The organism is Nocardia sp. NPDC056564 (assembly GCF_042793755.1).
In the GTDB taxonomy this organism is placed as follows: Bacteria; Actinomycetota; Actinomycetes; order Mycobacteriales; family Mycobacteriaceae; genus Nocardia.
In genome coordinates this window covers 249,114-269,096 of sequence record NZ_JBHTUR010000013.1, presented here as the reverse complement: position 1 = coordinate 269,096, position 19,983 = coordinate 249,114, and the positions used below count along the sequence as shown (strand labels likewise).

General features: G+C 66.2%; 15 protein-coding genes and 1 tRNA gene. 5 read left to right on the top strand and 11 right to left on the bottom strand.

The annotated features are described in order from the left end of the window. Positions 1 to 1,766 precede the first annotated feature (1,766 nt). On the bottom strand, positions 1,767 to 4,511 hold the full coding sequence (gene polA / locus ACFQ9K_RS29465; protein ID WP_378983846.1) for a DNA polymerase I: 2,745 nt from the start codon (positions 4,509 to 4,511) through the stop codon (positions 1,767 to 1,769). A gap of 181 nt (positions 4,512 to 4,692) precedes the next feature. Here polA and ACFQ9K_RS29460 point away from each other — a divergent pair, with 181 nt between their 5' ends. Then, entirely contained in the window at positions 4,693 to 5,298 is a 606-nt protein-coding gene (locus ACFQ9K_RS29460) for a hypothetical protein (RefSeq protein ID WP_378719801.1), read from the top strand. Between the two features lie 18 nt (positions 5,299 to 5,316). On the opposite strand, the gene ACFQ9K_RS29455 is transcribed toward ACFQ9K_RS29460, so the two are convergent. The 7 genes from ACFQ9K_RS29455 to ACFQ9K_RS29425 form a co-directional block, all read right to left on the bottom strand. After that, positions 5,317 to 6,996 carry a DUF885 domain-containing protein gene (locus ACFQ9K_RS29455; RefSeq protein ID WP_378719799.1) on the bottom strand — a complete coding sequence of 560 codons (1,680 nt, stop codon included), beginning with the start codon at positions 6,994 to 6,996 and terminating at the stop codon, positions 5,317 to 5,319. 53 nt (positions 6,997 to 7,049) lie between these two features. Further along, positions 7,050 to 7,745 (bottom strand): ABC transporter ATP-binding protein, encoded by a 696-nt coding sequence (locus ACFQ9K_RS29450; protein WP_378983854.1) that lies wholly within the window; start codon positions 7,743 to 7,745, stop codon positions 7,050 to 7,052. A 92-nt stretch (positions 7,746 to 7,837) separates the two neighbouring features. After that, the gene (locus ACFQ9K_RS29445) at positions 7,838 to 8,833 is read right to left on the bottom strand and encodes an ABC transporter ATP-binding protein (RefSeq protein WP_378716231.1); all 996 of its coding nucleotides are present in this window, start codon (positions 8,831 to 8,833) and stop codon (positions 7,838 to 7,840) included. Next, the gene (locus ACFQ9K_RS29440) at positions 8,830 to 10,206 is read right to left on the bottom strand and encodes a branched-chain amino acid ABC transporter permease (protein ID WP_378716239.1); all 1,377 of its coding nucleotides are present in this window, start codon (positions 10,204 to 10,206) and stop codon (positions 8,830 to 8,832) included. Before ACFQ9K_RS29440 ends, ACFQ9K_RS29445 begins: the two co-directional genes overlap by 4 nt. A gap of 44 nt (positions 10,207 to 10,250) precedes the next feature. Beyond that, on the bottom strand, positions 10,251 to 11,288 hold the full coding sequence (locus tag ACFQ9K_RS29435; protein ID WP_378716229.1) for a branched-chain amino acid ABC transporter permease: 1,038 nt from the start codon (positions 11,286 to 11,288) through the stop codon (positions 10,251 to 10,253). 113 nt (positions 11,289 to 11,401) lie between these two features. Beyond that, entirely contained in the window at positions 11,402 to 12,604 is a 1,203-nt protein-coding gene (locus tag ACFQ9K_RS29430) for a branched-chain amino acid ABC transporter substrate-binding protein (protein WP_378716226.1), read from the bottom strand. A gap of 288 nt (positions 12,605 to 12,892) precedes the next feature. Next, positions 12,893 to 13,510 carry an ANTAR domain-containing response regulator gene (locus ACFQ9K_RS29425; protein ID WP_150406672.1) on the bottom strand — a complete coding sequence of 206 codons (618 nt, stop codon included), beginning with the start codon at positions 13,508 to 13,510 and terminating at the stop codon, positions 12,893 to 12,895. A 224-nt stretch (positions 13,511 to 13,734) separates the two neighbouring features. Here ACFQ9K_RS29425 and ACFQ9K_RS29420 point away from each other — a divergent pair. Further along, a tRNA-Leu gene (locus ACFQ9K_RS29420) sits at positions 13,735 to 13,818 on the top strand. Positions 13,819 to 14,738: 920 nt separating this feature from the next. On the opposite strand, the gene ACFQ9K_RS29415 is transcribed toward ACFQ9K_RS29420, so the two are convergent. After that, entirely contained in the window at positions 14,739 to 15,431 is a 693-nt protein-coding gene (locus ACFQ9K_RS29415) for a hypothetical protein (protein WP_378716223.1), read from the bottom strand. Between the two features lie 211 nt (positions 15,432 to 15,642). On the opposite strand from ACFQ9K_RS29415, the gene ACFQ9K_RS29410 reads away from it, so the two are divergent. From ACFQ9K_RS29410 to ACFQ9K_RS29400, 3 genes are all read left to right on the top strand, one after another. Then, entirely contained in the window at positions 15,643 to 16,155 is a 513-nt protein-coding gene (locus ACFQ9K_RS29410) for a monooxygenase family protein (protein WP_378716221.1), read from the top strand. A gap of 252 nt (positions 16,156 to 16,407) precedes the next feature. Next, the gene (locus tag ACFQ9K_RS29405) at positions 16,408 to 17,028 is read left to right on the top strand and encodes a low molecular weight phosphatase family protein (protein WP_378716219.1); all 621 of its coding nucleotides are present in this window, start codon (positions 16,408 to 16,410) and stop codon (positions 17,026 to 17,028) included. Positions 17,029 to 17,159: 131 nt separating this feature from the next. After that, positions 17,160 to 17,579 (top strand): hypothetical protein, encoded by a 420-nt coding sequence (locus ACFQ9K_RS29400; protein ID WP_378716217.1) that lies wholly within the window; start codon positions 17,160 to 17,162, stop codon positions 17,577 to 17,579. 73 nt (positions 17,580 to 17,652) lie between these two features. Here ACFQ9K_RS29400 and ACFQ9K_RS29395 read toward each other — a convergent pair whose 3' ends face one another. Then, positions 17,653 to 18,468 (bottom strand): acyl-CoA thioesterase, encoded by an 816-nt coding sequence (locus ACFQ9K_RS29395; RefSeq protein ID WP_378716237.1) that lies wholly within the window; start codon positions 18,466 to 18,468, stop codon positions 17,653 to 17,655. A 95-nt stretch (positions 18,469 to 18,563) separates the two neighbouring features. Next, a complete protein-coding gene (gene pyk, locus ACFQ9K_RS29390) occupies positions 18,564 to 19,982 on the bottom strand; it encodes a pyruvate kinase (protein WP_378716214.1) in 1,419 nt (472 codons plus the stop codon). Position 19,983: the final 1 nt, after the last annotated feature.

Below are 19,983 nucleotides of genomic sequence, written 5' to 3'. Positions count from 1 at the left end.
GTGACCGCCACGGGACACCAACACACTCAACCCAACTCGCCACCCTCACCCTCACTTCGCGGCCGTCAGCCACCACCAACGGGACATCACGACAGCCATACCAACGATTCACCCCCGTCACGTCCCGCTCGTCGCAAGCAACCGCCACCAACGGGGCATCACGGCGAACTCACCCAAGGCGTGCCACCACCATGTCCCGCCCACCATCAACAGTGACCGCCACGGGACACCAACACACTCAACCCAACTCGCCACCCTCACCCTCACTTCGCGGCCGTCAGCCACCACCAACGGGACATCACGACAGTCAGACCCGTGATTTGCCACCACCACGTCCCGCTCGTCGCAAGCAACCGCCACCAACGGGACACCACGGCGAACTCACCCAAGGCGCGCCACCACCACGTCCCGCCCCCGATCAACGGTGACCGCCACCGGGACGACAACACGCTCACCCAATTCGCCACCCTCGCGCCCCCCAATTCGCCACCCTCGCCCTCAGTTCGCGGCCGTTAGTCACCACCAACGGGACATCACGACAGCCATACCAACGATTCACCCCCATCACGTCCCGCTCGGCGCGAGCAACTACCACCAGCGGGACATCACGGCGAACTCACCCATGGTGTGCCACCACCATGTCCCGCCCACGATCAACGGTGGCCGCCACCGGGACACCGATACGCTCACCCCAACTCGCCATCCCCATCCCGCCCCTCGACCGTCAGTCACCGCGAACGGGACATCACGGGAGTCATACCCGCGATTCGCCACCACCATGTCCCGCTCGGCGTCGGCGGCTGTCGCCAATGGGACAGCGCGGTGGAGTTTCCCGCGGTTCGGCGGCATCATGTCCCGTTGGCGGTGGTGGCCGGTTGGACTGGGCTTAGCACGGGTGGATCGCCGGGATAGGGCGGTTGGTCGGGGCGGCTGGCTGGCGCGCCATGAATTGGCCGTCGCCATGAGTGTTCTCGCGATCGGCATCCGCGGTGCCTCGCACGGTGTGCACGCACGCCTAGTGCGCCGGCACACGGAACTTCCCCGCGCGTCCCCGGGCAATCCGAGTTTCGCCCGGTCCGCTCACCAGCGGGACGCCACCGCGGACCCATCCGCGTTTTGCCACATCCATGTCCCGACCACGATGAACGGCCACCGCCGATGGGACGCCACCGAGGCATTCACCTGATCCAGCACGACCATGGCCCTGCGCCACGCATCCATCGCTCAGCACATCCCACCGGGATACCACCGGGTGCTTCCCTACGATTCACCACTGCGATGTCCCGGTCGGGCAAAGCAGTTACCGTCAACGGGACACCACCGCGGACTTTCCCACGATTCACCACTGCCATGTCCCGGCCGGGCAAAGCAGTAACCGTCAACGGGACACCACCGCGGACTTTCCCACGATCCACCACTGCCATGTCCCGGCCGCGCGAACCAGTTACCGTCAACGGGACACCACCGCGGACTTTCCCACGATCCACCACTGCCATGTCCCGGCCGCGCGAACCAGTTACCGTCAACGGGACATCACCGCGGACTTTCCCACGATTCACCACTGCCATGTCCCGGCCGGGCAAAGCAGTTGCCGTCAACGGGACATCACCGCAGACTTTCCCACGATTCACCACTGCCATGTCCCGGCCGCGCGAAGCAGTGGCCGTCAACGGGACATCACCGTGGATTTTCTCCCGATTCGGCACCCCTATGTCCCGTTCGCAGCGAGACCTTGCGGTGGACGGGACATAGGCGGGGGCCTGGGGTCAGTGGGCGGCGGAGTCCCAGCTGCGGCCTACGCCGACCGAGACTTCCAGCGGCACCGAGAGGTGGATGGCGGCGGACATTTGTTCCTTGGCGAGGGCCTCGAGGGTTTCCTTTTCGCCCTCGGCTACCTCGAAGAGGAGCTCGTCGTGGATTTGCAGGAGCATCCTGGAGCGCAGGCCGGCCTCTTGGATTGCCTTGTGCACGTTGATCATTGCCACCTTGATGATGTCGGCGGCGGTGCCCTGGATGGGGGCGTTGAGGGCCATGCGTTCGGCGGCTTCGCGGCGCTGGCGGTTGCTGGAGTCGAGGTCGGGCAGGTAGCGGCGGCGGCCGAAGAGGGTGGAGGTGTAGCCGACCTTGCGGGCCTGCTCGACCACCTCGTACAGGTAGTCGCGGATGCCGCCGAAACGGTCGAAGTAGACGTCCATCTGTTCTTTGGCCTCGGTGGTGCTGATCTTCAGCTGGGCCGCGAGACCGTAGGAGCTCAGACCGTAGGCGAGGCCGTAGGACATGGCCTTGATCCGGCGGCGCAGCTCCGGGGTGACCTCGGCGATCGGGATGTCGAAGGCCTTGGACGCGACGAAGGTGTGCAGGTCCTCACCGGAGTTGAACGCCTCGATCAGCGCCTCGTCCTCGGAAAGGTGCGCCATGATGCGCATTTCGATCTGGCTGTAGTCGGCGGTCATCAGCGACTGGTAGCCGGAGCCGACGACGAAGGTGTCGCGGATCTGCCTGCCGGTGTCGGTGCGGATCGGGATGTTCTGCAGGTTCGGCTCGGTCGAGGACAACCGGCCGGTCGCGGCGATGGTCTGGTTGAACGTGGTGTGGATGCGGCCGTCGTCGGCGACGCACTTCAGCAGGCCGTCGACGGTCACCTTCAACCGGGTCGCGTCCCGATGCTCGAGCAGGTGTTGCAGGAACGGGTGCTCGGTCTTCTCGAACAGCGATTCCAGCGCGTCGGCGTCGGTGGTGTAACCGGTCTTGGTGCGCTTGGTCTTCGGCATGTCCAGCTCGTCGAACAGCACCACCTGCAACTGCTTGGGCGAGCCGAGGTTGATCTGCTTGCCGATCACCTCGTAGGCCGCGTTGGCCGCCTCGGTCACCTTGTCGGCGAACTGGCGTTGCAGCGTCTCCAACTGGTCGGTGTCGACCGCGATGCCGGCGTCCTCCAGGTTGGCGAGGACGCCGAGCAGCGGCAGCTCCATATCCTCCAGCAGCGGAACGGATTCGATCTGCTGGAGTTCGGTGTCGAGGGCGTCGGCGAGGTCGGCGACGGCCCGGGCGCGCAGCATTTCGGTCTGCGCGACCTCGGCGTCGACGGTGTCCTCGTCGTCGAGCAGGGACAGCTGCGGGGTCTCGTCGGTCTCGGCGCGCAGCTCGCGGCGCAGGTAGCGCAGGGACAGGTCGTCGAGGTTGAAGCTGCGCTGGCCGGGGCGGACCAGGTAGGCGGCGAGCGCGGTGTCGCTGGTGAGACCGCCGAGGGTCCAGCCGCGACCGCGCAGGGCGTGCATGGCGGACTTGGCCTCGTGCAGGGCCTTCGGCACGGCCGGGTCGGCGAGCCAAGCGCCAAGGGCCGCTTCGTCTTCCGGGGTCAGGATGGCGACATCGATGTAGCCGCTCTCCCCGTCGGCGGCCGCGATGGCGAGCGCGCGCACGTCACCGTTGCCGGGAGTGCCGGAGCCGACGATCGAAACGCCCTGCCGGACACCGGCTTTCGCGTGCTCGGCGAGCCAGCCGGCCACCGCGCCGACCTCCAGCGCACCGCCGCTGATCTCGAAGCCCGCCTCGGCCTCCGGCTCCTTCGGCGCCAGGGTCTCGAACAGGCGGTCCCGCAGCACGCGGAACTCCAGGTCGTCGAAGAGCTGGTGAATCTTGTTGCGGTCCCACGGTTGCTGCGCCAGCTGATCGGGGGTGTAGGGCAGCGGCACGTCGCGGATCATCTCAGTGAGCTGACGGTTCAGCACGACGCTGCTCAGGTTGGCGCGCAGAGCATCGCCGACCTTGCCCTTCACCTCGTCCACCTTGTCGACCAGGCTGTTCAGGTCGCCGTATTCGCGGATCCACTTGGCCGCGGTCTTCTCCCCCACACCGGGGATGCCGGGCAGGTTGTCGCTCGGGTCGCCGCGCAGCGCCGCGTAATCCGGGTACTGGGCGGGCGTGAGACCGTACTTGGCGAACACCTCGTCGGGGGTGAAGCGGGTCAGGTCGGAGACGCCCTTACGCGGGTAGAGCAGCGTCACGTTCTCGTCGACCAACTGGATGGCGTCGCGGTCGCCGGAGACGATCAGCACCCGGAAACCCTGCGCCACGGCCTGCGTGGTCAGCGTGGCGATGAGGTCGTCGGCCTCGAAGCCGTCGATCGCCATCACCGGGATGCCCATCGCGCCGAGCACGTCCTTGGTGAGTTCGACCTGCCCGCGGAACTCGTCCGGCGTCTGCGAACGGTTCGCCTTGTACTCCGGGTACGCCTCGGTGCGGAAGGTCTTCCTGGACACGTCGAACGCCGTCGCGATGTGCGTCGGCTTCTCGTCGCGCAGCAGGTTGATCAGCATCGCGGTGAACCCGTACACCGCGTTGGTGGTCTGCCCCGTCACCGTCTTGAAGTTCTCCGCCGGTAGCGCGAAGAACGCGCGATAGGCAATCGAATGCCCGTCCAGCAACAGCAGAGTCGGCCGGTCACCCGACGCGGAATCGCTGGAGCCGGACGCGGTGGCAGGACGCTGAGCAGTCGTGGGTGAACTCACGCCACAGAGTGTAGGGACCAGCACCGACAAGCCGATACGCCGACACCCGTGCACAGCGGATGAGTACCGCCCGCCTCGCCGAGTGACCCGGATAACATTCGCCCGTGCCGGCGGTCCGGCATCCGAATCCGCCGGAGCGTCACGAGGAGTACGAATCCCGATGGTCCGTTCCGCCGAAGCCATGCACGCCTACCTGATCGAGCAGGTCAATCTGATGCTGCGCCGACTCGAGATGTATGGCGGTGAACCGGCGCTGTGGACACTGTTCGACCATCTCTTCTTTCTGGAAGACGCCGACAACGGAGTGGCTGACCTGCACGAATCCTGGCGCGCGCGCAATGCTTTCACCCCGACCGGCGTCCAGGGCGCGTTGAAACGCCACCTCCCCGAAGACCTTTACTCGGCGCTGCCGTCGATGTATGCCGAGGCAGCTCGGCAACGCGGCTGGCTGCGCGTCGACCGGGCACTCACCGTCGGCGAGCACACCACCTTGGTCGACTCGATCGAATCGTTCGTCTCCACGAACCGCACGTGGACCGACGTGCTCGACGCGTTCGGCCGCCCCAGCGCGCTGTTCGGCGGCACGAACCCGCGCTACGAGAAAACGCTGGCCTACGCGACCGACAACAAATCAGACCCAATGGTCTTCTTTCACCTGTGGAGCAGCGGTGACGAGCACCCCGAGCCGGTCCTCGTCGCGATCCGCCACGGCGCGGGCCCGTTCGCGGCGTCTTTCTCCTTCACCCCCGAGGGCATCCGCCGCCGCCCGCCCGAGGACGAATCCTGAAGCGGGCGGCGCACCGGATCACAGCAAAGAAGCGACCAGCTCGCGGAGGACCGGGAGGCTGACCGAGCCGGAGCCGAGGACCTTGTCGTGGAAGGCCTTGATGTCGAAGGCGCTGCCGAGGCGTTCGGTGGCGGTGAGGCGCTGGCGGCGGATTTCGAGTTGGCCGACCTTGTAGCCGACGGCTTGACCCGGCATGCCGATGTAGCGGTCCACCTCGGTGGTGATCTCGGCGAGGCCGGCGGGGGCGTTGGCGACCATGAAGTCGATGGCCTGCTGCCTGGTCCAGCCCTTGGCGTGCAGGCCGGTGTCGACGACGAGGCGGCAGGAGCGCAGGGAGTCGCCGGCGAGCATGCCGAGGCGGCCGAGATCGTCCTCGTACAGCGACATCTCCTCGGCGAGACGCTCGGTATAGAGCGCCCAGCCTTCGACGAACGCGGTATTCGCGTAGGACTGGCGCTGGAAGCGGGGCAGGTGGTCGAGTTCGTTCGCGATGGTGAGTTGCAGGTGGTGGCCGGGGACGCCCTCGTGGAAGGCGACCGCGGCCGTCTCGAACCGGCCGCGACCGGTCGGGTGATAGGTGTTGACGTAGTAGGTGCCGGGACGGGACCCGTCGGCGGCGGGCGGGAAGTAATAGGCGGCGGGCGCGTCCGCGGCGAGGAAGTCCGGCATCGCGACGATGTCGCAGGATTCCTTGGGCAGCCTGCCGAACCAGTTGCCCATCTCCGCGTTCGCCGCGGTGAGCGCGTGGCGCGCGTCGAACATGATCTGCTCGCCGTCGACGTAACACAGCGACGGATCGTCGCGCAGCCTGGCGAAGATCGGACCGAGCTCGGCGGTGCCGAACAGCCGTTCGCCGACCGTCGCGTACTCCTCGCGCAGCGCCTCGAGTTCGGCCAGGCCGAGCTCGTGGATCTCCTCGGCGCCAAGGTCGGGCAGGGTGGTGTGGTAGCGCAGCTGACGGCGGTAGATGTCCTCGCCGTCGTCGCCGAGCCAGCACAGTCCCGGCTGGTCGTCGGAGCGGCTCGCGGGCAGCAGCTCGTCGAACAGCACCTCGCGATACGTCTGAAACGCCGGGCGGATGATATCCCTTGCCACATCGGTCAATTCGGCCCGCCAAAACGCCTCGCCGTCCCAGTCCGGCGGGCCGGCGAAGGTGACGAACGGATCCGTGGACAGCTCCGAGGCCAGGTAACTGTCGAGCTGGTTCAGCGACCGTTCGAGGGTGATCCGGGCCGGCGTGCGACCCGCGGCGAGGCCGGCGCGGAACCGTTCGACCGCCTGCGCCAGCATGTCGCCGTACTGCCGGAAGCGCAGCACGAGTGCCCGCGCGCTGCCCGGCGTCGGCGCGTTGGTCTGCGGCGCCAGCGTCAACAGGTAGGCGTGCACGCCCTCCATCTGATCGGAGGCCAGCTCCAGCGGCCGCCATTCCAGCCGGTCGATCACCCCGGTCAATTCGGTGCGCAACAGGCCCCGGGTGACCCGATCGGTCTCGTCGAGTTGTCCGGCATCGAGTGCGTCGACCTTCCCCAGCAACTCGCGCCAGGTCGTGAGCAACCGCTCGTCGGCCGCGGCGGACAGATCCTCGATGCGGTCGTCGAACCGCCGATCGCCGAGCAACGTCGCGTCGCTCGGTTTGGCCTCCAGGAAGGTGTCCCAGTACCGCTCGGCCAGACCTATCAGCTCATCATGACCATTCATGGTCACGATCATGCCTCGAGGGCGGCCTTGCGGCACTGGGGTTTACACCGTGACTATCCGACGCCGAGGTAAGCCGACTTCACCGACGGATCGGTGAGCAGCTCCCGGCCGGAGCCGGTCTTGGTGACCTCGCCGGTCTCCATGATGTAGGCGCGGTCGCTGCGCGAGAGCGCCTGCTGGGCGTTCTGCTCGACCAGCAGCACCGTGGTGCTCTGCTGGTTGATCTCCGAGATGATCCGGAAGATCTGCTGAATGATCATGGGCGCCAAGCCCATCGACGGTTCATCCAGCAACAGCAGCCGCGGCCGGGCCATCAGCGCGCGCCCGATGGCGAGCATCTGCTGCTCGCCGCCGGAGAGCGTGCCGCCGACCTGCTTGCGCCGCTCGGCCATCCGCGGGAACAGCTCGAAGACCCAGTCGAGCGTCTTGGCGTATTCCGCCTTCTGCTTGAACGGCCTTCCGTAGCAACCCATGTCGAGGTTTTCCTGCACCGTCATGCCGGGGAACACACCCCGGCCCTCCGGTGCCTGGATCAGCCCCTCGCCCACCCGTTCGTGCGCCTTCATGTGGGTGATGTCGCGACCCTCGAACATGATCTTGCCGCGGGTCAGCGGCAGCAGCCCGGACAACGCCCGCATGGTGGTGGTCTTGCCCGCGCCGTTCGCGCCGAGCAGGGTGACCAGCTCGCCGGCCGCCACGGACAGCGAAATCCCGTGCAGCGCCTGGATTCTGCCGTAATTGACGACCATGTCGGTGACCTCGAGCAGCGCGTCGGAACCGCCGCCCTTGGTCACGTCGACGGCCTGCTGATCCGGTTCTCTGTGCGATGCCATCGCTGCTCCTACCCGTCCGTCCCGTGCGCGCTTGCCGTCCCCGACTCGGTGCCGTCGTCGGGCACACCGAGATAGGCGGCGATCACCGCGGGGTCCTCCCGGATATCGGCGGGCAGCCCGTCGGCGATCTTGCGGCCGAACTCCAGCACCACGATCCGGTCGGTCACGCCCATCACCAGGCGCATGTCGTGCTCGATCAGCAGCACGGTGAACCCGTCGTCGCGGATCTTGCGGATCAGATCCATCAGCGCCGACTTCTCGCTCGGATTGAACCCGGCGGCGGGCTCGTCCAGGCAGAGCAGCTTCGGCTCGGTGGCCAGCGCCCTGGCGATCTCCAGCCTGCGCTGATCGCCGTAGGACAGGTTGCGCGCCTTCTCCACCGCTTTCGGTGCGATGCCGACGAATTCGAGCAGCGCCATGCCCCGCTCGATCGCGTCGTGCTCCTCGCGCCGGTGCCGGGCGGTCCGGAAGATGGCGCCGGGCACGGAGGTCTTGTGCCTGGCGTCGGTGCCGACCACCACGTTCTCCAGCGCGGTCATCTCGCCGAAGAGCCGGATGTTCTGGAAGGTGCGCGCGATGCCCAACCGGGTGATGGCGTTGCGCTTGGTCTTGGTCAGCGGAGCGCCGTCGAAGTACACCGTGCCGGACGCGGGCCGGTAGACGCCGGTGATCGCGTTGAAGCAGGTGGTCTTGCCCGCCCCGTTGGGGCCGATGAGGCCGAGGATCTCGCCGCGGCGGATCTCGAAGCTCACCGCGTCCAACGCGGTCAGGCCGCCGAACTTCACGGTCAGGTCCTCGGTGCGCAACAGCGGCGCGCCGACGGCCGTTTCGATCTCCCGGCTGGAGGCGACCACCTCCGCGACCGTCTCCGCGTCGGCCAGGTCCGGGATCACCGCGGTCAGATCGACCACGCCGGCACTGGGCTCGGTCTCGGGTTCGGCCGCGTAGCCCGCGGCCATGTCCTCGTTGTCGAACAGTGCGCCACCGGCGCCAGGGCCGGTCATCGGGTCGCCCCGATCGCGTCGTCGCCGAACGGCCTGCGCACGGCCTGGTACACCTGACGCCCGTAGGCGAGCAGCTTCTGCCGGACCGGGAAGAGGCCCTGCGGTTTGAAGATCATGACCACCATCAGCGTGATACCGAAGAACAGATACTTGTAGTCGCCGAGCGACTGCGCGCCCGGTTCGTGGAACTTCAGCACGTTGCCGAGCAGCACGAGCAGCACCACGACCGCCACGATCGACCCGGCCACATACCCCAGTCTGATCGGTCGCTCCTGATCACGAGCCCACCTGCGCCAGAACACGATCAACGCGACCACGACGGCGATGCTGAACACGATCAGCAACCAGCCGACCGCGGTCTGCCCGACGGCCTGCACCGAGAGCAACCGGTTCGGCAGGTACACGATGATGAACGCGCCGACGATCACGCCGAGCTTGTTGCCCTGCCCGCCGATGACCACCGCGCACAGGAACAGCATCGAGTTGATGATGTTGAACCCGGTCGGGTTGATGAACTGCACCTGACCCGCGTACAGCGCGCCGGAGAGCCCGCCGACCGCGGCGCCGATCATGAAGGCCCACAGCTTGAACTTGAACGTCGGCACGCCCATGATCTCGGCCGCGTCCTCGTCCTCGCGGATCGCGACCCAGGCCCGGCCGACTCGGCTGCGCTCCAGGTTGCCGACGATCAGCAGGACGATGATCACCAGGATCATGCCGACCCAGAACCACCAGGTGCCCGCGTTCGCCTTGTCGAAGATGTTGGAGGTGTCCGAGTTTCCGACATTGCCGGAGGAGAACACGCCGTTCTGCTTGTGCTCCGACTCGCCGATGTGCGGGTAGGCGATGCCGGACAGGCCGAGGCTGCCGTTGGTCACGTCGCCGAGGTTGTCGGCGAGCAGCCGGACGATCTCGCCGAAGCCGAGCGTCACGATGGCCAGGTAGTCGCCGCGCAAGCGCAGCGTCGGGGTGCCGAGGATCAGGCCGGAGACCGCGGTGACCGCCGCCGCCAGCGGCAGGCAGGCCAGCCAGGCCCAGTCCTCGCTCAGCCAGCCGCCGTCCGTCTGATTCCACGGACTGTTGGGGCTGGTGAGCAGGCCGACGGTGTACGCACCGACGGCGTAGAAGCCGACATAGCCGAGGTCGAGCAGACCCGCCTGTCCGACAACGACATTCAGGCCGACCGCGAGCAGCGCGTACATGGCGAACTGCGCCATCACGCCGCCGAAGCTGGTACCGGGGGTGTCGAGGAACGGCGGCGGGAACAACGGAAGCAACGCCAGCACGATGATGGCGGGAACGCCGACGGCCCACTGCGCGGGCCGGGACAATCCGCCCCACCAGGCGCGCAGGCTGTCACCGATGCCGTGCATCGGCCGCTCCGGCTTGGTCGGCGGGGTAACAGTTTTCGTCTCACTCATGCTCGCGCCTTCCCGAGGCTCTCACCGAGAATGCCGGTCGGGCGGATCATCAGGACCAGCACGAGCACCACGAACGCGACCACGTCACGCCATTCGGTGCCGAACAGGATCTGACCGTAGTTCTCCGCCAGCCCGAGCAGCAGGCCGCCGAGCAGCGCGCCACGCAGGTTGCCGATGCCGCCGAGCACCGCGGCGCTGAACGCCTTGATGCCGAGGATGAACCCGCCCGAATAGATGATCCCGTTCGGGATCTTGAGCGCGTACAGCAGCGCCGCCGCACCGGCGAGCACGCCGCCGATGAGGAAGGTGAGCATGATGATCCGCTCCCGCGAGACGCCCATCAGCGTCGCGGTATCGGGATCCTGCGCGACCGCCCGGATGCCGCGGCCGAACTTGGTCTGATTGATCAGCAGTTCGGTGGCGATCGCGAGAATGACCGCGGCGCCGATGATCACGAGCGTCACGTTGGTGATGTCCGCGCCACCGAAACTGAACTGCTTGGTCGGCTCCACCAGCATGATCGGCTTCTGGGCGTTGGTGCCGCCCAGGTTCGGCCAGATCTTCGGCAGCACGAAGTGCACCACCTCCTGGATCACGAACGAGGCGCCGATCGCGGTGATGAGAAAGATCAGTGGTTTGGCGCCGCGTCTGCGCAGCGGCCGATAGGCCACGCGCTCCAATCCGACCGCGGCGGCGCCGGACACCGCCATGCCGAAGATCATGGCCAACGCCAGATAGGTAATGGTGAGGATGATGCCCTGGGAGTAGACATCACCGCTGGGCGAGAACCCGAGCAACATCAGCCCGACATACTGGCCGAACAAGCCGAGCATGAATATTTCCGAATGGGCAAAATTGATCAGCCGCAAAACGCCGTAGACCAGGGTGTAGCCCACAGCAACCAGCGCGTAGATCGCACCGTAGGACAATCCGTCGACGGTCAGTCGCCAGAAATCGTGGATCACTCCTTCATAGTTGAAGTCGATTGATCCGCCGGCGAGTTGTACAGCGCCGGTTAATGCCGTTGAAGTCATTTCGCTAATTCGCCCTCATCGATTCGCCCTCATAGATTCGCCCCTAACGACACAGCAGCACGTACTGGGATTCGCGCGAACCCCGGTACGTGCTGCGCGATCGTTCGGGTGGGTTACTTGACCGTGTAGATCCAGATCAACGCGTTGCTCAGTTCGCCGTTGGCGTTCCACTTGTACTGGCGCGCAAGGCCGGCACCGTCGTAGGACTTCACGTACTCGAGCAGGTCGGGACGGGTGACCTTGCCACCGTCGATGCCCTTGGCCAGGATCGTGGCCAGGTCGTAGGCCTCCACCGAGTACACGCCGGACGCCTGGCCGTTGAAGGCCTGGTAGTCCTTGGCGAACTTCTCCGGAGCCGGACCACACGGGCAGGTCAGCATCGCGCCCTTGGCCGCGCTGCCCGCCTGGGACAGGAACTGCGGGTCGTTCACGCCGTCGGGACCGATGAAGACGCCCTTGAAGCCACCGGACTTCAGCTGCTGGGCCAGCGGCGCGCCCTCGGCGTAGTAGCCGGCGTAGAAGACGGCGTCGGCGTTGGCCGAGGCGATCTTGGTGACCGTCGCGGAGAAGTCCTTGTCACCGGTCTTGATGCTGGACGAGCAGGCCGCGTCGGCCGCGGAACCGAGACCGTCGGTGATGCTCTTGGCCAGGCCGGTGCCGTAGTCGCTGTTGTCCTGGACGACGCAGACCTTCTTGTAGCCCGCGGTGCCGGTCAGGTACTTCGCCACGGACGGACCCTGCACGTCATCGTTGGCCAGGCCGCGGAAGAAGGTGGTCCAGCCGTTCTGGGTCAGCGTGGCGTTGGTGGCCGAGGAGGTCACCGAGACCAGGCCCGCGTCGCTGAGGATCTTGCCGGTCGCCTTGGTCTCGCCGGAGAACGCCGGACCGACCAGGCCGATAATCGACTTGTCGTTGACCACCTGCGGAATGACCTGGGTGGCCTTCTGCGGGTCGCCCTCGGTGTCGAACGACTTCAGTTCGATCTTGCAGCCCGCGTTGGCCTTGTTGTGCTGGTCGAGCGCCAGCTTGACGCCCATCTGAATGTTGATCCCGAGCGCGGCATTCGGGCCCGTCAACGCGCCGGCGAAGGCGATGGTCGTGCCGGCCGGGCAGGTCGCCTTGCCGTCACCGGCAGGGTCGGCGGCCTTCGCCGGGTCGGTCTTCGGCACCTCTTTGCCGTTGATGTCTACCTGCGCCACCGGCTGGATGGACAGCCCGGCCGCGCCGCTGGTGCCGGACGTGTCCGTCCCACCGGTGCTGGTCGATTTGTCACTGCATCCGGTCAGCACCAGCGCGGCGGCAGCGCCGATAGCCAAAACACCTCGCGTCGTACGACTGTGCCATGTCGAACTAAGCACGTTTCACCTCTAAGTCCTGTGCTCCCCCGGGATCACCGAGGAGGCCGACCACGTCGACCCGGTCAGAACTTAGCGTCCATACGTTAGTTCCGCATCACATTCGGATCATGAACGCGACATCGTGTCGAATTTTTGTTCACGATTGCGTTTCACCCGCGTAAAATCCACGCTTAATCGGCTCAGACGGACGCAGTCCTTCGACACGCCGTGCCCTGCCTTCGGGGTCCGCTCAGCGGACCCGGTCGCTCACTTGGGCGCCAAGTTCTCCAACACGACCTCGGCGACGGCCTTCATCGTAGTCCGGCGATCCATCGCGGTCCGCTGAATCCACTTGAAAGCCTGCGGCTCGGAAAGCCCCTGAGTCTGCATCAGCACGCCCTTGGCCCGCTCCACCAGTTTGCGGGTCTCCAGGCGGTCGGACAGGTTCGCCACCTCGCCCTCCAGCGCGGTGATCTCATGGAAGCGGCTCGCCGCCAACTCGATCGCAGGCACCAGATCCGACTTGGTGAACGGCTTCACCAGATACGCCATCGCGCCCGCGTCGCGCGCCCGCTCGACCAGATCGCGCTGACTGAACGCCGTCAGAATCACCACCGGCGCAACCCGTTTCGACGCGATCTCCGCCGCCGCATCGATACCGTCCCGGCGCGGCATCTTCACATCCATGATCACCAGATCCGGGCGATGCTCCACCGCCAGATCCACCGCCTGCTGGCCGTCGCCGGCCTCACCCACAACCAGGTAACCCTCTTCGGTCAGCATCTCGACCAGATCCATGCGGATGAGCGCCTCATCCTCCGCGACGACGACCCGCTTCGCCCCCGCGTCGCGCTTAGTGCTTGCGCCCCCTGCTGCTGTGCTCATAGGTAGACCCCTCTGGTTCAGATGCCTGTCCCGACACGCCGAAGGCTGGACGTTGGTCCAACGAGCCGACCATCGACCTCACCGCCGCGCTATCGAGTGATGTAAAGAGTACCTTTCACTTCGGCATAGAACGCATATACCCAGGGCAAACCGGTCGGCCGCGGGTTGCCGAGCAACCGGTTAGGTACCAGCCCGCCCCACCCGCTATCATTTCCTCCCGGTGCGCCGGGTTGGCGGAACTGGCAGACGCGACGGTCTCAAAAACCGTTGTCCGAAAGGACGTGTGGGTTCGAGTCCCACACTCGGCACTCGACGATGGGCGATCCATGTTCGCGGTAGGCGCGAACTGGGTCGTCTCGTCGTTTTTTCCGGGGGTGCAACCCCCGGGCCCCGCTCGGCGGGGCTTCGCCCCCCGAACCCCCCTTCTAGTGGTTGCGTTTGTTGGGATGTTGCGGTCATGGGGGTTTGCGGTCGCGGGGGTTTGCGAACATGGGGTGTTTGGTCAGCTGCATGCTTGGCATATTTGGCAGCGGGGTTGGGCAGGGGGCGGTCGATCGAGGGTCTCGCGTTGGGGTGGATGCCGCATATCTTTTGATTTCGCGCACGCCTTCTGGTTTCTCGCACGCCGACTTGCCGGGGCGACACGGGTGCGGATGTCAAAACCCTTGCGGATGTGGGGTTTCGGGGTGACAGCTGAGTAGTGAGGGCTGGCGGGTGCGGAGCGTTGGGGTTGATCTCGTGCTGAGCTCGCGTTGTGGTTCGAATCGCGGCGGTTTGTTCGTAGTCGAGTATTATCTGAGTGTCACGTGAGTGATGCTGGGCGGTGGGACGCCGCTTACGACGACGCCCCACCTGGTGGGTTTAGCTAGCCCGCAACCAGCGGACCAGCATGAGCGCCCCGGCGACTACGGCAGCAGCTGTCAAGAAGATGCCGTAGTCGACCGGGGCCTTGCTCTTTGCCCGGCGATGTTTCGCCATTCCCCACCACCTCCCTCCTGGGCGCGGTGTCTGGACCATGTCCACCGCCCCTCGGTTGGAGGTGTCGAGCACTTTACGTCATGCCACCGACTGAAATGGTTGGTGCACAGGGGTTTTCGGCGAAACTGCCAGAATCCAGGGTTCGGGTTCCAAAGCAGCCCTCTTCCGCGTTCCAAAACGGTCTACCGCGCCCGCAGAGGTCATGTCGCACCGCCGAATCCTTCGTCGGCGCAAGGGGTCCGCGCGCAGGTCAGTTGAGCCAACCAATAGCTTGGACGGCCGCGGTGGCCGCCTCTTCCACCTCGTCCAGCGCGATGCGATTCTCCGCGGTATCGTCGTGTCCGCCGAGCACCGAGGCCGCGTCAGCGGCTTCGACGGCCGTGCGCTTTACATCCTGGAGCTTTTCCGGCAGCGATGAATCGTCCCGTTCGACACCGTCGTCGGGGCGACCACCGGCGACCGTGTCGCAGTAACCAGCCGAACCGTTCGACGACGCCATACATTTCTTGTGGTCCACGCACAGCTCGCCCTTCTCCTTCTTCGCGGCGAACAGGCAGGTGGCCTTGAAGGCGTCGCTAGCGGGCTCCGCGTAGACCCCTAACGAACCGAAGAGACTCTTCTTCTTTTGCGGGCTGACTCCGACATCACTTTTGGGCGCATTGGGGCGTACCCACTCAGCTTTGAGCTCCGCGTTCAGCGGGACGGCCCGGTATCGGGCTGCGGCGCTGGCGGCGCGAGCCTCGTTGCAGGCCCTGGCGGCGTCTTCATTACCTTCGGCCGCACGCTCTTGCTCGGCGGTGCACAACCTGGGCGGGTCGGCGGCGACGGCGATCGGGTTGGTCAGCAGCAGACCGGCGGTGACGGCGAGTATGGCGGAGACGAGGGTACGAGCTTGGACCAGCGAGGCGAGTCGGGCTCGAGCAGTAGGCAAAAGGGCTCCCATTCATAGAAGCGGACCAGCCAATCCGATCCACCGTACGACTACACATTCGGAGACCTCGGTAGCCCGGATCGGACACACCGGACAGCGTGTGGCGTGCTTGCTCCGGCATGGATCGAGAAAGGCGGCCGCTGCTCATCGAACTGTTCGGCGATCTGCCTCGTATTCACGCGCGTAGGGTGGCACTAGGACGCCCAAATCAGCGGAGGTTGCGATGCGGGTGAGCAGGAATACGGTGGATCTGGGTGGATATCCGGATCTGGTCGTCATCTATCTCGGGATGCGGGTGCGCAAGCCGCGCGGCATCCTGCGGCTGCTCGGGCTGGGGCCGAAACTGTATCGGTCGCATCAGGATCGGCCGGACGGGTTGCTGTCGCACGAGGACGTGATCTGGTCGCTGTTTCCGCCGCACTGGGGGGCGCGGCAGTACTGGCGGGATCTGGACAGCCTGGAGGCGTGGACCCGGTCGGCGCCGCACCGGGATTGGTGGCAGAAGTTCCTGCAGGACGCCGGCGGCACCGGGTTCTGGCACGAGGCGTACTTCATGCGCGGCGGCATCGACGCGATGTACGACGACATGGACGGCTCGACGGGGATGGCGCGGTTCGCGCCGGTGATCTCCTCGCGCGGGCGGATGTTCTCCACCCGGGGGCGCGTGCACGACCAGCCGTCCAAGGTGGCACCCGTGGTGGACGAAAAGACTTACTACAGCGGCGAACTCGACTAGCGACCCGATCGTCCCATGATCGGCTGTACTGTCCTATCACAGGGCAATCACAACATTGCGTTTCGATGATTGCGGCGTGGGGTAAGTGCACAGGGACACAGTCGAACATGATCATCGGTAAATGCGACGCACACCTCAGGTGCGCCGCCATTCGTGTACGGCATCTGACCGGTAGATGAAATATTGGTCTAGACCGTGGTTTTCGGAGGTTTTCGGACATCGGCGGCGTTATCGAACGTTTACCGTATTCCTATGCACGTCCTGTTCGTCTGCAACGGCAATGTTTGCCGTTCGGTGATTGCCGAGCGCCTCACCCGCGCGCTCGCGGTCGAACACGCCCTGCCGAACCTGACCGCGGAGAGCGCCGGAACCCGTGCCCTGGTGGGCTTCCCGGCTGAACCACTGGCCGCGCAGGCGATCGAGGGGCTCGGCGCGGACGCGAGCGGGTTCAAGGCGCGCAGGCTCAGGGACGAGATGGTGGACAACGCCGATCTGGTGCTGACCATGACCCAGCAGATCCGCGACACGGTGAGCGAGATGGGTTTCGGCGTCGCCTCGCGCACCTTCACCCTCCTGGAGGCGCACCGGATCGCGCACGTGACCGGGGCCCGCTCGATCGCCGAACTGCAACGGGCGCGCAACGATCTGTCGATCGTCGGCCGGGAGAACATCACCGACCCGATCGGACTGTCCGAGCAGGCCTACTGCGAGGTCGGCGACCGGATCGCGGAGGCGCTGGTGCCGCTGCTGCTCGCGCTGGCCCCACATGAGCAGTCGCGCCCGGCGGCCGACGAACGCCCCGGCCTGGTCATCGAGCCCGGCGAGACTTCCCCACCGCTGGCGTCCTTTCTGGCGGCGCACCGCATCAGGTAGTCTTTCGACCCAAATACCGATCTCCGACACAGCAATGCAGAGCTGCTATGTCCATTTCCAGGCCGGACGTATTACACTCCCGCGGACACCAACTTCCACCGTTGCTGGTTCGACACACGACAGGAATAGACATGCCGAAACGCATTTCGGATGTTTCGCTCCATGTGTATGTGACACCGGAAACCCTCGAACGAGTCGTCGAGACCGTGCGCGAGGTCGTGGACGACCACCTGCAGGACCGCGAGGTGTTCGCGTGGCGCTTCACGCTCCCGGTGGACACCGACGATCCGAACCACGTCACCCTCGAAACCCAGTGGCGGATGGAGCATCCCGGCGACGAGCCGGGCGAGCGCGGCACCTACGAGATCGCGCTCAGCCTGGTCGGCGCGCCTGCCGAACTCACCGACGCCGACATGGCCGGCCTGGAACAGCAACTGCTGCACGGGATCTACGGCGCCGCGCGCACCGAGCCGGGCCAGAACATCCCGTTCTCGATCCGCGCCAGGCAGCGCGCGGACCTGGACCTCGACGTCGAGCGCGAACGGATCTGACCCCGGAAAAGACTGCGCCGCACCGGCTTCCCGACGGCTCGGGAAGCGGATGCGGCGAAGTTCAGCGGATCGGTTACTTGCCCCGCGCCGGGAAGTGCCGAATCAGCCCCTCCTGCACGGTGGTCGCGAGCAGCTCCCCGGAACGGGAGAAGAAGCGACCGGTCGCCAGCCCACGCGAACCGGAGGCGACCGGCGACTCGGTGGCGTAGAGCGCCCAGTCGTCGAACCGGAACGGCCGGTGGAACCAGATCGAGTGGTTCACCGTCGCCGCGACGATCCGGTCCAGTCCCCAGGACAGCCCGTGCGTGGTGATGATCGAGTCCAGCACCGTGGTGTCGGACGAATAGCCCAGCGTCGCAACGTGCAGCAGCGGATCGTCGGGCAGCCGCCCGTCGGTGCGCATCCACACCCGGTTGTGGTTGAGCCGCTCCCCCGTGCCCTTCATGATCCAGGCCGGGTCGTTGGTGTAGCGCATGTCGATCGGGTGCGGCGCCTTGATGAACATCTCCAGCTTGTCTTCCAAGCCGACGAAGCTCTCCTCGATGCGCGGCAGGGTCTCCGGGTCCGGCACCTCGGGCAGCGGGTGCCCGTGCTCGAGGCCCTTGTGCCAGTCCTGGAACGCCGCGAGCATCACGAACAGCTCTTGATCGTCCTGGAGGGCGGTGACGGTGCGGTTGGCGAACGCGCGGCCGTCGCGGTGCCGGTCCACCCGGTACTCGATCGGCTTCTTGGGATCGCCGCCGCGCACGAAATGCGCGTTGATCGCGTGCACCGGACGGTCACCGACCGTGCGGCCCGCCGCGATGATCGCCTGCGCGACGAGCTGGCCGCCGAACGTGCGGCTCCACACCTTCTCCGGATGTTGCCCGACGAACACGTCCTCGTCCATCTGCTGCAGATCGAGCAGACCGAGCAAAACGTCCAGATCAGACTTCCCGGCCGCCGACGAATCGACGACCGACCCTCCAAGAGAACTGTTCACAGTTAATGATCCTCCTCACCGATGCGATGCACGTGGATCAGGTTGGTGGAACCGACCGTTCCCGGCGGGGAGCCGGCCACGATGACCACGAGGTCACCCTTCTGGTATCGCTCCATGGACAGCAGTGCTACATCGACCTGGTGGATCATAGCGTCGGTGGTGTCCACCATCGGCACGATGAAGGTCTCGGTGCCCCAGGTCAGCGCGAGCTGGCTGCGCACCTCCGGCAGCGGGGTGAACGCCAGCAGCGGCAGCGGGGTGTGCAGCCGGGCCAGGCGGCGCACGGTGTCACCGGACTGGGTGAACGCGACCAGCGCCTTGGCGTTGAGCCGCTCGCCGATGTCGCGGGCGGCGTAAGAGATGACCCCGCGCTTGGTCCGCGGCACGTGGGTCAGCGGGGGCACCCTGGTCGATTCGGTCTCCACCGCGTGCACGATGCGCGCCATGGTGCGCACCGTCTCGATCGGCCAGGCGCCGACCGAGGTCTCGCCGGAGAGCATCACCGCGTCGGCGCCGTCGAGCACCGCGTTCGCCACGTCGGAGGCCTCGGCCCGGGTCGGGCGCGAGTTCTCGATCATCGACTCCAGCATCTGGGTCGCCACGATCACCGGCTTGGCGTTCTCCCGCGCCATCTGGATGGCCCGCTTCTGCACAATCGGAACCTGCTCGAGCGGCAGTTCGACGCCGAGGTCACCGCGGGCGACCATGACCGCGTCGAACGCGAGCACGATGGCCTCCAGGTTGTCGATCGCCTCCGGCTTCTCCAGCTTGGCGATCACCGGCACCCGGCGGTTGACCTTGTCCATGACGTCATGGACCAACTCGATATCCGACGGCGATCGCACGAAGGACAGCGCGATGAAGTCGACGCCGAGCTTCAGCGCGAATTCCAGGTCCTCGATGTCCTTTTCGGACAGCGCGGGCACCGAGACGTCCATGCCCGGCAGCGAAACGCCCTTGTTGTTGGAGACCGGTCCGCCCTCGGTCACCCGGCAGACGACGTCGTTGCCGTCCACCCGGATAACGGTGAGCCCCACCTTGCCGTCGTCGACCAGCAGCCGGTCGCCGGCCTTCGCGTCCTGCGCGAGTTCTTTGTAGGTGGTCGAAACCCGGTCATGGGTGCCGTCGACGTCGTCGACGGTGATCCTGACCTCTTCGCCCGTCGCCCAGACGGTCTTGCCCTCGATGAATCGGCCGAGCCGGATCTTCGGTCCCTGGAGGTCGGCCAGGATGCCGACCGCTCTGCCCAGGTGATCGGAGGCGGCCCGCACCTTCTTGTAGTTCTCTGCGTGATCCGCGTGTTCGCCGTGACTGAAGTTCAGTCGAGCCACGTCCATGCCGCTCTCGACGAGTTCGCGGATACGGTCCTCGGAGGCAGTAGCCGGGCCGAGCGTGCACACAATCTTCGTCCGTCGCATCACG

Coding starts and splice junctions, on each gene's coding strand:
- ACFQ9K_RS29415 (WP_378716223.1), bottom strand. CDS start 15,431: ATGGGAGCCCTTTTGCCTACTGCTCGAGCCCGACTCGCCTCGCTGGTC.
- ACFQ9K_RS29435 (WP_378716229.1), bottom strand. CDS start 11,288: ATGACTTCAACGGCATTAACCGGCGCTGTACAACTCGCCGGCGGATCA.
- ACFQ9K_RS29445 (WP_378716231.1), bottom strand. CDS start 8,833: ATGACCGGCCCTGGCGCCGGTGGCGCACTGTTCGACAACGAGGACATG.
- ACFQ9K_RS29450 (WP_378983854.1), bottom strand. CDS start 7,745: ATGGTCGTCAATTACGGCAGAATCCAGGCGCTGCACGGGATTTCGCTG.
- ACFQ9K_RS29395 (WP_378716237.1), bottom strand. CDS start 18,468: ATGGACGAGGACGTGTTCGTCGGGCAACATCCGGAGAAGGTGTGGAGC.
- ACFQ9K_RS29400 (WP_378716217.1), top strand. CDS start 17,160: ATGCCGAAACGCATTTCGGATGTTTCGCTCCATGTGTATGTGACACCG.
- ACFQ9K_RS29410 (WP_378716221.1), top strand. CDS start 15,643: ATGCGGGTGAGCAGGAATACGGTGGATCTGGGTGGATATCCGGATCTG.
- ACFQ9K_RS29460 (WP_378719801.1), top strand. CDS start 4,693: ATGCACGCCTACCTGATCGAGCAGGTCAATCTGATGCTGCGCCGACTC.
- ACFQ9K_RS29455 (WP_378719799.1), bottom strand. CDS start 6,996: ATGAATGGTCATGATGAGCTGATAGGTCTGGCCGAGCGGTACTGGGAC.
- ACFQ9K_RS29405 (WP_378716219.1), top strand. CDS start 16,408: ATGCACGTCCTGTTCGTCTGCAACGGCAATGTTTGCCGTTCGGTGATT.
- ACFQ9K_RS29425 (WP_150406672.1), bottom strand. CDS start 13,510: ATGAGCACAGCAGCAGGGGGCGCAAGCACTAAGCGCGACGCGGGGGCG.
- ACFQ9K_RS29440 (WP_378716239.1), bottom strand. CDS start 10,206: ATGCACGGCATCGGTGACAGCCTGCGCGCCTGGTGGGGCGGATTGTCC.